The organism is Pseudomonas sp. F(2018), assembly GCF_005508865.1.
In the GTDB taxonomy this organism is placed as follows: Bacteria; Pseudomonadota; Gammaproteobacteria; order Pseudomonadales; family Pseudomonadaceae; genus Aquipseudomonas.
This window is the reverse complement of record NZ_SCOM01000001.1, coordinates 732,392-745,377: the sequence shown is the minus strand read 5'-3', so window position 1 is coordinate 745,377 and position 12,986 is coordinate 732,392. Positions and strand designations below refer to the sequence as shown.

The window sequence follows — 12,986 nt, the reverse complement described above, 5'->3', positions numbered from 1 at the left end:
ATGCCCAGACTACTGCTCATGGCGCTCATGGCCCTGGGCCTGAGCGCCTGCGTGCCCTACCCCGCTTACCGCACCACCCAGCCCGAGGCCGAGCTGCGCGTGCTTGACGAACAGGGCCGGCCGCTGATCGGCGCCAGCGTCACGCTGATCGGCCGCGCCCGCCCGACACCCGTTGAGCAATCGCGCGAAACCCGCCTGACCGATGCCGACGGCATCGCCCGCTTCGCCGGCCACCACGCGTGGCAGAGCGAAGTGCTGTTCCTGCACGGCCGCCTGGATTACTACTGGGAGTGGTGTGTGACGGCGCCGGGACGGCGCACCTTCCTCGCACCCTATCAGGCGCAACAGCAGGTAGTTCAGCTGCGACCAGGCGCTGCCGAGCCCTGCCCGACACCCCGGCGCTGAATAGCGAGTACCGAGAGTCAGGCGGCGCGCGGCGCGCGTACCAGGCGCAGGCCGGCCAGCACCAGAGCGAATACCGCCAGGCTGGCGCTGTACAGCACCAGGGCGGGAATGCCGACGAACAGAGCCAGGCTGGCCAGCGCCTTGCCTGCCCTCCCCGGTGCGATGAAGCCGAGCACGGCCAGCACCAGCGCCGTCCAGGCGATCACCCGGAAGTGGATCAGGTAGCCGAGGCTGGCACGAGCCTGGCACTCCCAGCGCGCCGCCTGCTCCACGCAGGTGCCCACCCACTGGCCGTCCTCCATCAGGGCGAAGCGCACGCCATAGCTGGCCGCCAGCCATAACGGCAACACCAGCAGCAACAGCAGAAGGGGAAAATGGCGGGACATCATGGCGCTCCGGTGGTCCGAAAAAGGCGCCCAGCTTAATCCGCTCGCGCCCGAGCGCAATACCGGAACACTAGAATTGCCCTCATGAACGCCCGCCGCCTGCTATTCACCCTGCTCCTGCTGACCGCCCTGGCGCTCGGTTGGCAGTGGCTGCGCCCGTCTCCCGAGCCACCAGTAGCGACGCCGGACGGCGTGATCCGCCTCAACGGCCACACCATCACGCCGCTGCAGCCGTTCCAACTGGAGGCCCTGGTGCTGGGCCGCGAGGACTATCGCTTCGACCGCGGCGCGCGGGTCTCGCCCACCGATCTGGCCCTGGGCTGGGGGCCGATGGCCGATCCGCAGGTGCTGGCGCGCATCGACATCAGCCAGGCCAATCGCTGGTACCGCTGGCGCACCGAGGACTTCCCCATCCCGCGTCGCGACATCGAGACCCACAGCGCCAACATGCACCTGATCCCGGCCGACGCCGCCGTGGCCCACGCGCTGGAACGGGTCGAGCCTGGCCAGCGCATCACCCTCGCCGGGCAACTGGTACGGGTGGATGGCGACGATGGCTTCCACTGGCAGAGCTCGCTGAGCCGCGACGATATCGGCGAAGGCGCCTGCGAACTGATCTGGGTGCAGAGCCTGAGTTCGCTCGATTAAACGAAACGGCACTCCCGCCGCTTGCACTTGTCATAAGCCCGGTATTCACTTCAGCAGTCCTTCGCCAAGGAATCCGGCCATGCCCCGCCTCCCCCTCCTTGCCGCCCTGTTCGGCGGTCTGTTGTTCGGTGCGCCCGCGCTGGCGGCCGATGTTCCTCTCGCCGGCTACGGCTACCCGCTGGACAACCCCTTCGAGGCGACCATCGCCAGCACGCCGCCGGAGCTGCGCCCGGAGCTGCCCAGCGACGACGACATCGACCAGGCCGACTACGACCTCAAGCTGCGCCCCGAGCGCGAGTTCGAGCTGCCGGAAAACTTCTGGCCGGTGACCAAGCTGCGCTATCGCCTGGCCGAGCAGGACGGCCGCGCGCCGCTGATCTTCATCATCTCCGGCACTGGCGCCAGCTATGCCAGCGGCAAGACCGAGGAGCTCAAGCGCCTGTTCTACGGCGCCGGCTACCACGTGGTGCAGCTGTCCTCGCCGACCAGCTACGACTTCATGAGCGCCGCCTCGCGCACCGCCACCCCCGGCCTGTCGCGCCAGGATGCCGAAGACCTGTACCGGGTGATGATGGCCGTGCGCGCCCAGCACCCGAAGCTGGACGTCAGCGAGTTCCACCTCACCGGCTACAGCCTGGGTGCGCTCAACGCCGCCTTCGTCAGCGAGCTGGACGAGCGCCTGCGCAGCTTCAACTTCAAGCGCGTGCTGCTGCTAAACCCTCCGGTCAACCTGTACACCTCGGTGACCAATCTGGACCGCCTGGTGCAGACCCGGGTCGCCGGCATCGACGACAGCACCACCTACTTCGAACTGGTGCTGGGCAAGCTGACCCGCTACTTCGAGGAGCAGGGCCACATCGATTTGAACGACGCGCTGCTCTACGACTTCCAGCAGTCCGGGCAGAAGCTCAGCAACGAGCAGCTGGCCATGCTGATCGGCAGCTCGTTCCGCTTCTCGGTGTCGGACATGGCCTTCACCGCCGACCTGATCAATCGTCGCGGCCTGATCACCCCGCCGAACTATCCGATCAAGGAAGGCACCAGCCTCACCCCGTTCTTCAAGCGTGCCCTGCAGTGCGACTTCGACTGCTACATAGTCGAACAGCTGATGCCCTACTGGCGCGAGAAGTACAGCGGCGGCAGCCTGCCGCAGCTGGTCGACGAGGTCAGCCTGTACGCCCTGGAGAGCTACCTGAAGAAGAGCCCCAAAGTGGCGGTGATGCACAACGCCGACGACCTGATTCTCGGCCCCGGCGACATCGGCTTCCTGCGCCGCACCTTCGGCGAGCGCCTGACCCTGTACCCGCGCGGCGGGCACTGCGGCAACCTCAACTACCGCGTCAACAGCGACGCCATGCTGGAGTTCTTCCGTGGCTAGAAAATGGACTCTCTCGCTCTCCCTACTGCTCGCCAGCGGCCTGGCCCAGGCCGATACCGCGGTGGATGAAGACGGCTTCACCAATCCGCTCGACCAGCTGCAGTTCAACCCCTACCTGGACCAGCGCGAGTTCGAGCGCTCCACCACCAGCGCGCTGCATGTCTACGACCCCTGGGAGCCCTGGAACCGCCGGGTCTACCACTTCAACTACCGTTTCGACGAGTGGGTGTTCCTGCCGGTGGTGCGCGGCTATCGCTATGTCACCCCGGGCTTCGTGCGCAGCGGCGTGAGCAACTTCTTCGGCAACCTGGGCGATGTGCCCAACCTGCTCAACAGCCTGCTGCAGTTCAAGGGCAAGCGCTCGCTGCAGACCACCGGGCGCCTGCTGGTCAACACCACGGTCGGCGTCGTCGGCCTGTGGGACCCGGCCACCCGCATCGGCCTGCCCAAGCAGAGCGAGGACTTCGGCCAGACCCTGGGCTTCTACGGCGTGCCGGATGGCCCCTACGTCATGCTGCCGCTGCTCGGCCCGTCCAACCTGCGCGACACCGGCGGCAAGGTGTTCGACTTCGTCGCCGAGAGCCAGATCAACTACCTCAACGTGGCCGAGGTCAGCAGCGATCATCCGGAGATCACCGCCCTGCGCGTGGTCGACCTGCGCAACACCACCAACTTCCGCTACGGCCAGCTGAACAGCCCGTTCGAGTACGAGAAGGTGCGCTACGTGTACCGCGAGGCGCGCAAGCTGCAGATTGCCGAATGATCTATTCGATCGATAGATAAGCGGTAAATTTCGCAACCATCGATTCAATTTACGGCGATAGCATGGGCACATTCACAGATGGAGGTGCCCCATGACCCAGTTTCGCCAAGTGATCGCCCAGCACATCGGCCAGCCCGCCTCGGACGGCGCCGGCGTGCGCCTGACCCGCGTGTTCGGCGGTGCCGGCATCGAGCGTTTCGATCCCTTCCTGATGCTCGACGAATTCGGCTCGGAGAACCCGGACGACTACATCGCCGGCTTCCCGCCGCACCCGCACCGCGGCTTCGAGACCATCACCTACATGCTCGAAGGGCGAATGCGCCACGAGGATCACCTGGGCAACGTCGGCCTGCTGGAAAGCGGCGGCGTGCAATGGATGACCGCCGCCCGCGGCATCATCCACAGCGAGATGCCGGAACAGGAGGAAGGCGTGATGCGCGGCTTCCAGCTGTGGCTCAACCTGCCGGCCAAGGACAAGCTGGGCGACGCCGGCTACCGCGACTACGCGCCAGGGGAAATCCCGCGCCTGACCACCGCCGGCGGCGTGGGCGTGACGGTGATCGCCGGCCGCTTCGATGATGGCCAACTGCAGCAGGATGGCGCCGTGCAACGGCCGCACACCGCGCCGCAGCTGTTCGACCTGCACCTGCCGGCGGGCAGCCGCCTCTCGCCGCGTCTGGCCGATGGCCAGCGGGTCATGCTCTATGTCTACGAGGGTGAGCTGGCGGTCAACGGCCATACCATCGGCCAGAGCCGCCTGGCGCGGCTTTCCGACGCCGGTGCCATCGAAATGGGCAGTGCCGCGGGTGCGCGAGTGCTGCTGATCGCCGGTACGCCGCTGAACGAGCCGATCGTGCAGTACGGGCCCTTCGTGATGAACAGTCGCGAGGAGATCGAGCAGGCCCTGCGTGATTTCCGCGACGACCGTCTGACTGCCTAGCTCACCGAGGCCGCTGCAGCCTCCGCCGCCTCTTCGGCCACGCCGAGGAAGCGGCACAGGGCGCCCTTCTGCGCCATGGCGTCCTGGTAGCCCAGCTCGATCAGCTCGTTGCAGTAGCCCGGCTCGAACAGCAGGTAGCTGAGCACGCCGGCGCCGCTGGCCCGGGTGGCGCCTGGGCCGCGCAGGAAGAAACGCATGGCCTTGGGCAGCTCGTGGCGGTGGCGCGCGGCGATCTGGTCCAGCGGCTGGCTCGGCGAGATCACCAGCACCTCCACCGGCTTCAGGCCGAGTCCGCGCGGGTGCAGCCCGGACGGCACCAGCTGGCTCATATGATTGAGCCGCTCCAGGGTCTCGATGTCGCCTTCCAGGCTGTCGATAAAGGTGCTGTTGAGCATGTGCCCGCTGATCTGCGCCAGGGTCGGTGGCAGGCCGCTGCGCGGACGCACCACCTGCTGATTGGCCCCCTTGCCCAGTGGATTGCCACTCACCCCCACCACCAATACCCGGTTGGCGCCCAGATGCAGGGCCGGGCTGATCGGCGCCTGCTGGCGCACCGCGCCGTCGCCGAAGTATTCGCGGTTGACCTTCACCGGCGGGAAGATCAGCGGGATGGCCGCGCTGGCTAGCAGGTGCTCCAGGCTCAGGCGCGTGGGCACGCCGACGCGGCGGTGGCGGAACCAGGGATCGATGGTGGCGCGGCCCTGGTAGAAGGTCACCGCCTGGCCGCTCTCGTAGCCGAAGGCGGTCACCGCCACCGCGCGCAGCTGGCGCATGCGCACCGCCGCGGCGATGCCGGAGAAGTCCAGCTCGCGGCCGAGCAGGCCACCCAGCGGCGAGCTGTCGAGCAGCGCCACTGGCAGGTCCTTGCCCATGCCCAGCATGCTGTGGCCGAAGAAGCGCCCGGCCTGGCGCAGCACGCCGGACCAGTCGCTGCGGTACACGTCGCCACAGTGAAAGGCCTGCCAGACCTCGGTTAGCCGGCGCACCGCGCTGGCGAAATGCAGGGCGCCACAGGCCAGGCCGACGGCGTTGATGGCGCCGGCCGAGGTGCCGACGATCACGGGGAAGGGATTGCGGCAGGATTCGCCGAGCAGATCGGCGATCGCCCCCAGCACGCCCACCTGATAGGCCGCCCGGGCTCCGCCACCGGAGAGGATCAGCCCGGTGACGGGCCGCGCTACTGCTACTGCTTGGGTCATGGAGCGGCTTCCGCTTTTTTCTAGCGAGTATAGGGGCCCGCTACTTCTTGCGCTTGTACAGCATCGGCTCGCCCTCGGGGCGGGTCTTGAAGCGCCGATGGGCCCACAGGTACTGCTCGGGATGCTGACTGACCGCCCGCTCGATCCACTGGTTGATGCGCAGGCAGTCGGCCTCCTCGCTCTCGCCGGGGAAGTTCTCCAGCGGCGGGTGGATCACCAGCCGGTAACCGCGGCCGTCGGCCAGGCGCTCCTGAGTGAAGGGCACCACACGCGCCTTGCCCAGGCGGGCGAACTTGGTGGTGGCGGTGACGGTGGCGGCGCTGATGCCGAACAGCGGCACGAAGATGCTCTGCTTGGGGCCGTAGTCCTGGTCCGGCGCGTACCAGATAGCGCGGCCGGCGCGCAGCACCTTGAGCATGGCGCGGATGTCCTCGCGCTCGATGGCGGTGGCGTCCAGGTTGTGACGCTCGCGGCCGCGGCGCTGGATATAGTCGAACAGCGGGTTCTTGTGCTCGCGGTACATGCCGTCGATGGTCTGCACCCGCCCCAGCAGCGCCGCGCCGAGCTCCAGGGTGGTGAAGTGCAGGGCCATGAGGATCACCCCCTGCCCCTGCTTCTGGATCTCCTGCAGGTGCTCCAACCCCTCGATGTGCCCCAGGCTGGCCAGACGCGGCTTGGCCCACCACCAGCCCATGGCAGTCTCGAAGAAGGCGATGCCGGTGGAGGCGAAGTTCTCCTTCAACAGACGCTCGCGTTCATCTGCACTCAGGTGGGGGAAGCACAGTTCCAGATTGCGTGCGGCGATACGCCGACGCGAACCGGCCACCCGGTACATCGAGGCGCCCAGGCCACGGCCCAGCACCAGCAGCACCCCGTACGGCAGCTGGGCGATCAGCCACAGCAGGCCCAGGCCCAGCCACAGGGGCCAGAAGCGCGGATGGAGGAAATAGGCGCGAAATTGCGGGCGATCCATAGTGATTCCGGGCAGACAACGAGGCCCGGCATTCTACAGAAGTCCTCGCGGCTTGCGGCGCTGCGGCCTTCTCGTTATAAGTCGTGCCCATTCAATGCAGTGGGCGAACCATGAGCCAAGCCGATCTCCTCGACCAAGACCCCGTGTTCCAGCTCAAGGGCAGCATGCTCGCCATCACCGTGCTGGAACTGGCGCACAACGACCTGGAGCGCCTGGACCGGCAACTGGCCGAGAAAGTCGCCCAGGCGCCCAACTTCTTCCAGAACATTCCCCTGGTGCTGGCCCTGGACAAGCTGCCGGAAGGCGAAGGCGAGCTCGACCTGGGCAAGCTGATGGAGGTCTGCCGCCAGCATGGCCTGCGCACCCTGGCCATCCGCGCCAGCCGCGAGGACGACATCAAAGCCGCCGAGGCCCTGGACATTCCCGTGCTGCCGCCGTCCGGCGCGCGCGAGAAGCTGGTCGAGCCGGTGGAGGCGCGCAAGAAGGAAGTGAAGCCGGCCGAGCCGCAGTACAAGCCGACCAGAATCGTCACCACGCCGGTCCGCGGCGGCCAGCAGATCTACGCCCAGGGCGGCGACCTGGTGGTGATGGCGCCGGTCAGTGCCGGCGCGGAACTTCTCGCCGACGGCAATATCCATGTGTACGGTCCGCTGCGCGGCCGCGCCCTGGCCGGCGTCAAGGGCGATGCCAAGGCGCGGATCTTCTGCCAGCAGATGGGCGCCGAGATGCTCTCGGTGGCCGGCCAGTACAAGACCGCCGAGGACCTGCGCCGCGACCCTCTGTGGGGTCAATCGGTACAGGTCAGCCTGTCGGGTGACGTGTTGAACATCACCCGCCTTTAACGGATACTGCGGCCCAATTTCAGGGACCAAAAGGGGCATTCGGAAGCCAGTTTACCGGCGCCGGATTTCCCGATTTTTCATATATTTGGGGTGAATCACCTTGGCCAAGATCCTCGTAGTCACTTCCGGCAAGGGCGGCGTGGGTAAAACCACCACCAGCGCCGCCATCGGCACCGGCCTCGCCCTGCGCGGCCACAAGACCGTCATCGTCGACTTCGACGTGGGCCTGCGTAACCTGGACCTGATCATGGGTTGCGAGCGCCGCGTGGTGTACGACTTCGTCAACGTGATCAACAACGAAGCGACCCTGACCCAGGCCCTGATCAAGGACAAACGCCTGGAGAACCTCTACGTCCTGGCCGCCAGCCAAACCCGCGACAAGGACGCCCTGACCAAGGAAGGCGTCGGCCGCGTGATCGACGAACTGGCGCAGAACTTCGAATACGTCATCTGCGACTCCCCGGCCGGCATCGAGACCGGTGCCCACCTGGCCATGTACTTCGCCGATGAAGCGATAGTCGTGACCAACCCGGAAGTCTCCTCGGTACGCGACTCCGACCGCATGCTCGGCCTGTTGGCCAGCAAGTCGCGCCGCGCCGAGCAAGGCCAGGAGCCGATCAAGGAGCGCCTGCTGCTGACCCGCTACAACCCGGAGCGCGTCACCAAAGGCGAGATGTTGGGCGTGGAAGACGTCGAGGAGATCCTCGCCATCAACCTGCTGGGCGTGATCCCGGAATCCCAGGCCGTGCTGAAGGCTTCCAACCAGGGCGTACCGGTCATCCTCGATGACCAGAGCGACGCCGGCCAGGCCTACGGCGATGCCGTCGACCGTCTGCTGGGCAAGGATGTGCCCCATCGCTTCCTCGATGTGCAGAAGAAAGGACTCATGCAACGCCTGTTTGGAGCGCGCTAATGAACATTTTCGACTTCTTTCGTGAACGCAAGAAAGAAACCCCTGCGTCGATCGCGAAAGAGCGTCTGTCGATCATCGTCGCCCACGAGCGCGGCCAGCGCAGCCAGCCGGACTACCTGCCGGCCCTGCAGAAGGAACTGGTCGAGGTGATTCGCAAGTACGTCAAGATCGAGCAGGATCAGGTGCACGTGGCGCTGGAAAACCAGGGCAGCTGCTCCATTCTGGAACTCAACATCACCCTGCCGGATCGCTGATCCGTCCGTGGTGAACGACGGCGGCCCTGGCCGCCGTTGTCATTTGTGGAACGCCCATGCCGCTGTCGAACATCGAGATTCTCCACCAGGACGACGCCCTGCTGGTGATCAACAAGCCCACCCTGCTGCTCTCGGTGCCAGGCCGTGCGGAAGACAACCGCGATTGCCTGGTGACCCGCCTGCAGGAGAACGGCTACCCGGAAGCGCGCATCGTCCACCGCCTGGACTGGGAAACCAGCGGCATCATCGTCCTCGCTCGCGACGCCGACAGCCACCGCGAGCTGTCCCGCCAGTTCCACGACCGCGAGACCGAGAAGGCCTACACCGCCCTGTGCTGGGGCCAGCCGGAACTGGACAGCGGCAGCATCGACCTGCCCCTGCGCTACGACCCGCCAACCAAGCCGCGCCATGTGGTCGACCATGAACAGGGCAAGCACGCCCTGACTTTCTGGCGCGTGCTGGAACGCTGCGGCGACTGGGCGCGCGTGGAACTGACGCCGATCACCGGCCGCTCGCACCAGCTGCGCGTACACATGCTGTCCATCGGCCACCCGCTGCTCGGCGACGGTCTGTACGCCCACGAACAGGCCCTGGCCGCCTGGCCGCGCCTGTGCCTGCATGCCAGCATGCTCAGCCTGACCCACCCGACCAGCGGCGAGCGCCTGCGCTTCGAGTGCCCGGCGCCGTTCTGACGCGACACCTGGCCGACACAGTACGATAAACTCGGGCCATCGCTGTCCGGAGTCCGTTATGCGCGCTGAGCTGAATCAAGGCCTGATCGAGTTCCTCAAGGCCTCGCCCACCCCCTTCCACGCCACCCGCAGCCTGGCACAGCGCCTGCACAGCGCCGGCTTCCGTCCGCTGGACGAGCGCGAGCCCTGGCACACCGAGCCGGGCGGGCGTTACTACGTGACCCGCAACGACTCCTCGATCATCGCCTTCCGCCTGGGCAACCGCGCGCCGCTGGACGGCGGCCTGCGCCTGGTCGGCGCGCACACCGACAGCCCCTGCCTGCGCGTCAAGCCGCAGCCGGAATTGCAGCGCCAGGGCTTCTTCCAGCTCGGCGTGGAAGTCTACGGTGGCGCCCTGCTCGCGCCCTGGTTCGACCGCGACCTGTCGCTGGCCGGCCGTGTGACCTTCCGCGAAGGTGGCAAGGTGCAAAGCCAGCTGATCGACTTCGAACAGCCGATCGCCGTGATTCCCAATCTGGCCATCCACCTCAACCGTGAGGCCAACCAGGGCTGGCCGATCAACGCGCAGAACGAGCTGCCGCCGATCCTCGCCCAGCTCGCTGGCGACGAGCGCGCCGACTTCCGCGCCCTGCTCGCCGACCGCCTGGCCAGCGAGCACGGCATCGCCGCCGACGCGGTACTGGACTACGAGCTGAGCTTCTACGACACCCAGGGCGCCGCGGTGATCGGCCTCAACCAGGACTTCATCGCCGGCGCGCGCCTGGACAACCTGCTGTCCTGCTACGCCGGCCTGCAGGCGCTGCTGGCCGCCGAAGGCGACGAGAGCTGCGTGCTGGTCTGCACCGACCACGAAGAAATTGGCTCCTGCTCGGCCTGTGGCGCCGACGGTCCGTTCCTCGAGCAGGTGCTGCGCCGCGTGCTGCCGGAGGGCGACGCCTTCGTCCGGGTGATCCAGAAGTCGCTGTTGGTATCGGCCGACAACGCCCATGGCGTGCACCCCAACTATGCGGAGAAGCACGACGCCAACCACGGCCCGAAGCTCAACGCCGGCCCGGTGATCAAGGTCAACAGCAACCAACGCTACGCCACCAACAGCGAGACCGCCGGCTTCTTCCGCCACCTGTGCCTGGCCGAGGAAGTGCCGGTGCAGAGCTTCGTGGTGCGCAGCGACATGGGCTGCGGCTCGACCATCGGCCCGATCACCGCCAGCCAGCTGGGCGTACGCACCGTGGACATCGGCCTGCCGACCTTCGCCATGCACTCGATCCGCGAGCTGGCCGGCAGCCATGACCTGGCCCACTTGGTACGGGTGCTGACCGCCTTCTACGCCAGCGCCGAGCTGGCCTGAAGGAAGTAGCCCGGATGCAATCCGGGAGCGGAGCTGCCTGCCTCCCGGATTGCATCCGGGCTACGGGCTGGGTGAGAGAATAAGGGCGAGCGGCCTGTAGCCCCCTCACCCTACGCGGGCCGCCCTACCCCTCTCCCAAAGAGAGAGGGGAGCAAATCCCACGAGCCCCTGTAACAGCCCTTAATCCGGCACTTCGACGCTGACCCGCACGGCGTCGTGGCGCCAGTACTCCACGTCGCAGTCGATGATCCGGCCGTGCTGGTCGCGGTTGACCCGGGTGATGCACAGCGCCGGGCTGCCTGGCGTCGCCTTGAGGTTGAAGGCCGCGTCCACCGGCAGCGCGGTGGGCAGGATGTCGAAGCCGACACGGCCATAGCGGATGTCATAACGGCTGGCATACAGCTCGGTCAGCGAGGCGGTCAGGTCGGCATCGAGGATGCCGGGGAAGTAGGCCGGATTGAGGTAGTGCTCGACATACAGCACCAGCCGCCCATCGATGCGCCGCACCCGCCTGATCTGCAGCACCGCCGATAGCGCCGGCAGTTCCAGGCGCCCGCAGATATCCACCGGCGCCGGCATCAGCCGCGCGCTCAGCACTTCGGTCGACGGCAGCCGGCCCTGCTCGCGCACCATGGCGTGGAAGTGGCTGCGCACCAGCGGGTTGTAGGCCAGCCGCTGGGGCGAGACGAACCAGCCGCGGCGCTCCTCGCGGTAGATCAGCCCTTCCGCCTCCAGCTGCCCCAGCGCCTCACGCAGGGTGATGCGGGTGGTCTCGAACAATTCGCTGAGCTTGCGCTCGGCCGGCAGCTTGCCGCCCTGTGGCAACAGGCCATGGTCGATCTGCTCCTGGAGGGCGCGGCAGATAGCGGTAACGGTACGGGGCGCTTCTTCGCGCATGCATTTCTCCCATCTGGCATAGACCAGCACCAAGCCGGTGCAGGCGCCGGTCATGCTAGGCAGCCTAGATGACTGTCCGATGACAGCCAGATTTCCTCGCCAACGACCTGCACGCCGCATGCCAGCTATCTCCTGCAACTCTACCAAATCAGCCACTTAGCCATGGTCTACGCTTTCCAGCGCGTGCCTGGGTGCGCGGCATCGCCATAAAAACGTCATACAAAGCCTCTAGATTTGGCCTGGGTCTTGCTGATCTAGACCAAACTTTCACCCTGACAAGGAGCTCCACATGAAACGCCTGCTGCTGGCTTCACTGCTGGGATCGGCCATCGTTCTGGGCAACCAGGCCATGGCCAACGAGGACTTGAAAGCATTGGAACAAGCCGCCCGCACCGAGGGCGAAGTCAACAGCGTCGGCATGCCCGACAGCTGGGCCAACTGGAAGGACACCTGGGCCGACCTGAACAAGCTGTACGGCCTCAAGCACCTGGACACCGACATGAGCTCGGCCCAGGAGATCGCCAAGTTCGATGCCGAGAAGGACAACGCCACCGCCGACATCGGCGACGTCGGCGCCGCGTTCGGCCCGATCGCCGTGCAGAAGGGCGTGACCCAGCCCTACAAGCCGAGCACCTGGGAACAGATCCCGACCTGGGCCAAGGATGCGGACGGCCACTGGATGCTGGCCTACACCGGCTCCATTGCCTTTATCGTCAACAAGCAGCTGGTCAAGGACGTTCCCAAGTCCTGGGCCGACCTGAAGCAGGGCAAGTACAAGGTCGCCATCGGTGACGTCAGCGCTGCCGCCCAGGCGGTCAACGGCGTGCTGGCCGCGGCCATCGCCAACGGCGGCGACGAGAAGAACATCCAGCCGGGCCTGGACTTCTTCGCCGAGATCGCCAAGCAGGGCCGCCTGTCGCTGTCCAACCCGACCATCCAGACCCTGGAGAAGGGCGAAGTGGAAGTCGGCGTGGTGTGGGACTTCAACGGCCTGTCCTACCGCGACCAGATCGACGTCAACCGCTTCGAGGTGCTGATCCCGTCCGACGGCTCGGTGATCTCCGGCTACACCACCATCATCAACAAGTACGCCAAGCACCCCAACGCGGCCAAGCTGGCCCGCGAGTACATCCTCTCCGACGCCGGCCAGATCAACCTGGCCAAGGGCAACGCCCGGCCGATCCGTGCCGAGCATCTGACCCTGCCGGCGGAAGTGCAGGCCAAGCTACTGCCCAACGAGCAGTACGCCAAGGTCCAGCCGATCAAGGATGCCGCCGCCTGGGAAGCCACGTCCAAGGCCCTGCCACAGCAGTGGCAGGAAAACGTGATCATCGAAATGCAGTGATGC

15 protein-coding genes are annotated in these 12,986 nt (G+C 66.6%); 11 read left to right on the top strand and 4 right to left on the bottom strand.

The features are described 5' to 3' along the window. On the top strand, window positions 1-405 hold the full coding sequence (locus tag FFS62_RS03690; protein WP_137971450.1) for a carboxypeptidase-like regulatory domain-containing protein: 405 nt from the start codon (window positions 1-3) through the stop codon (window positions 403-405). 17 nt (window positions 406-422) lie between these two features. On the opposite strand, the gene FFS62_RS03685 is transcribed toward FFS62_RS03690, so the two are convergent. Next, window positions 423-791, bottom strand: coding sequence for a hypothetical protein (locus FFS62_RS03685; RefSeq protein ID WP_137971449.1), 369 nt, complete (start codon window positions 789-791; stop codon window positions 423-425). Between the two features lie 84 nt (window positions 792-875). Between FFS62_RS03685 and FFS62_RS03680 the strand changes: the two genes are divergently transcribed. From FFS62_RS03680 to FFS62_RS03665, 4 genes are all read left to right on the top strand, one after another. After that, the gene (locus FFS62_RS03680) at window positions 876-1,439 is read left to right on the top strand and encodes a hypothetical protein (protein ID WP_137971448.1); all 564 of its coding nucleotides are present in this window, start codon (window positions 876-878) and stop codon (window positions 1,437-1,439) included. Window positions 1,440-1,518: 79 nt separating this feature from the next. Continuing rightward, complete coding sequence (locus FFS62_RS03675) at window positions 1,519-2,817, top strand: serine/threonine protein kinase (protein ID WP_137971447.1); 1,299 nt, start codon at window positions 1,519-1,521, stop codon at window positions 2,815-2,817. Beyond that, entirely contained in the window at window positions 2,810-3,580 is a 771-nt protein-coding gene (locus FFS62_RS03670; RefSeq protein WP_137971446.1) for a VacJ family lipoprotein, read from the top strand. The genes FFS62_RS03675 and FFS62_RS03670 overlap by 8 nt, the downstream gene beginning before the upstream one ends. A gap of 91 nt (window positions 3,581-3,671) precedes the next feature. Then, window positions 3,672-4,520: a pirin family protein gene (locus FFS62_RS03665; RefSeq protein WP_137971445.1), complete on the top strand. Its 849-nt coding sequence runs from the start codon at window positions 3,672-3,674 to the stop codon at window positions 4,518-4,520. On the opposite strand, the gene FFS62_RS03660 is transcribed toward FFS62_RS03665, so the two are convergent. Both FFS62_RS03660 and FFS62_RS03655 read right to left on the bottom strand, forming a co-directional pair. Then, the gene (locus tag FFS62_RS03660; protein WP_137971444.1) at window positions 4,517-5,719 is read right to left on the bottom strand and encodes a patatin-like phospholipase family protein; all 1,203 of its coding nucleotides are present in this window, start codon (window positions 5,717-5,719) and stop codon (window positions 4,517-4,519) included. The genes FFS62_RS03665 and FFS62_RS03660 overlap by 4 nt on opposite strands. A gap of 40 nt (window positions 5,720-5,759) precedes the next feature. Further along, a complete protein-coding gene (locus FFS62_RS03655; RefSeq protein ID WP_137971443.1) occupies window positions 5,760-6,692 on the bottom strand; it encodes a lipid A biosynthesis lauroyl acyltransferase in 933 nt (310 codons plus the stop codon). Window positions 6,693-6,802: 110 nt separating this feature from the next. Here FFS62_RS03655 and minC point away from each other — a divergent pair, with 110 nt between their 5' ends. From minC to FFS62_RS03630, 5 genes are all read left to right on the top strand, one after another. Next, complete coding sequence (minC, locus tag FFS62_RS03650) at window positions 6,803-7,534, top strand: septum site-determining protein MinC (RefSeq protein WP_137971442.1); 732 nt, start codon at window positions 6,803-6,805, stop codon at window positions 7,532-7,534. A 100-nt stretch (window positions 7,535-7,634) separates the two neighbouring features. Further along, on the top strand, window positions 7,635-8,447 hold the full coding sequence (gene minD / locus FFS62_RS03645) for a septum site-determining protein MinD (RefSeq protein WP_137971441.1): 813 nt from the start codon (window positions 7,635-7,637) through the stop codon (window positions 8,445-8,447). Next, window positions 8,447-8,701 carry a cell division topological specificity factor MinE gene (gene minE / locus FFS62_RS03640; protein ID WP_137971440.1) on the top strand — a complete coding sequence of 85 codons (255 nt, stop codon included), beginning with the start codon at window positions 8,447-8,449 and terminating at the stop codon, window positions 8,699-8,701. The genes minD and minE overlap by 1 nt, the downstream gene beginning before the upstream one ends. A 56-nt stretch (window positions 8,702-8,757) precedes the next feature. Next, window positions 8,758-9,393: an RluA family pseudouridine synthase gene (locus FFS62_RS03635; protein WP_137971439.1), complete on the top strand. Its 636-nt coding sequence runs from the start codon at window positions 8,758-8,760 to the stop codon at window positions 9,391-9,393. Window positions 9,394-9,451: 58 nt separating this feature from the next. Beyond that, window positions 9,452-10,741, top strand: coding sequence for a M18 family aminopeptidase (locus FFS62_RS03630; RefSeq protein ID WP_137971438.1), 1,290 nt, complete (start codon window positions 9,452-9,454; stop codon window positions 10,739-10,741). Window positions 10,742-10,921: 180 nt separating this feature from the next. Here FFS62_RS03630 and FFS62_RS03625 read toward each other — a convergent pair whose 3' ends face one another. Further along, window positions 10,922-11,638: a UTRA domain-containing protein gene (locus FFS62_RS03625; RefSeq protein ID WP_137971437.1), complete on the bottom strand. Its 717-nt coding sequence runs from the start codon at window positions 11,636-11,638 to the stop codon at window positions 10,922-10,924. Window positions 11,639-11,927: 289 nt separating this feature from the next. Here FFS62_RS03625 and FFS62_RS03620 point away from each other — a divergent pair, with 289 nt between their 5' ends. Then, window positions 11,928-12,983: an ABC transporter substrate-binding protein gene (locus tag FFS62_RS03620; protein ID WP_137971436.1), complete on the top strand. Its 1,056-nt coding sequence runs from the start codon at window positions 11,928-11,930 to the stop codon at window positions 12,981-12,983. Window positions 12,984-12,986: the final 3 nt, after the last annotated feature.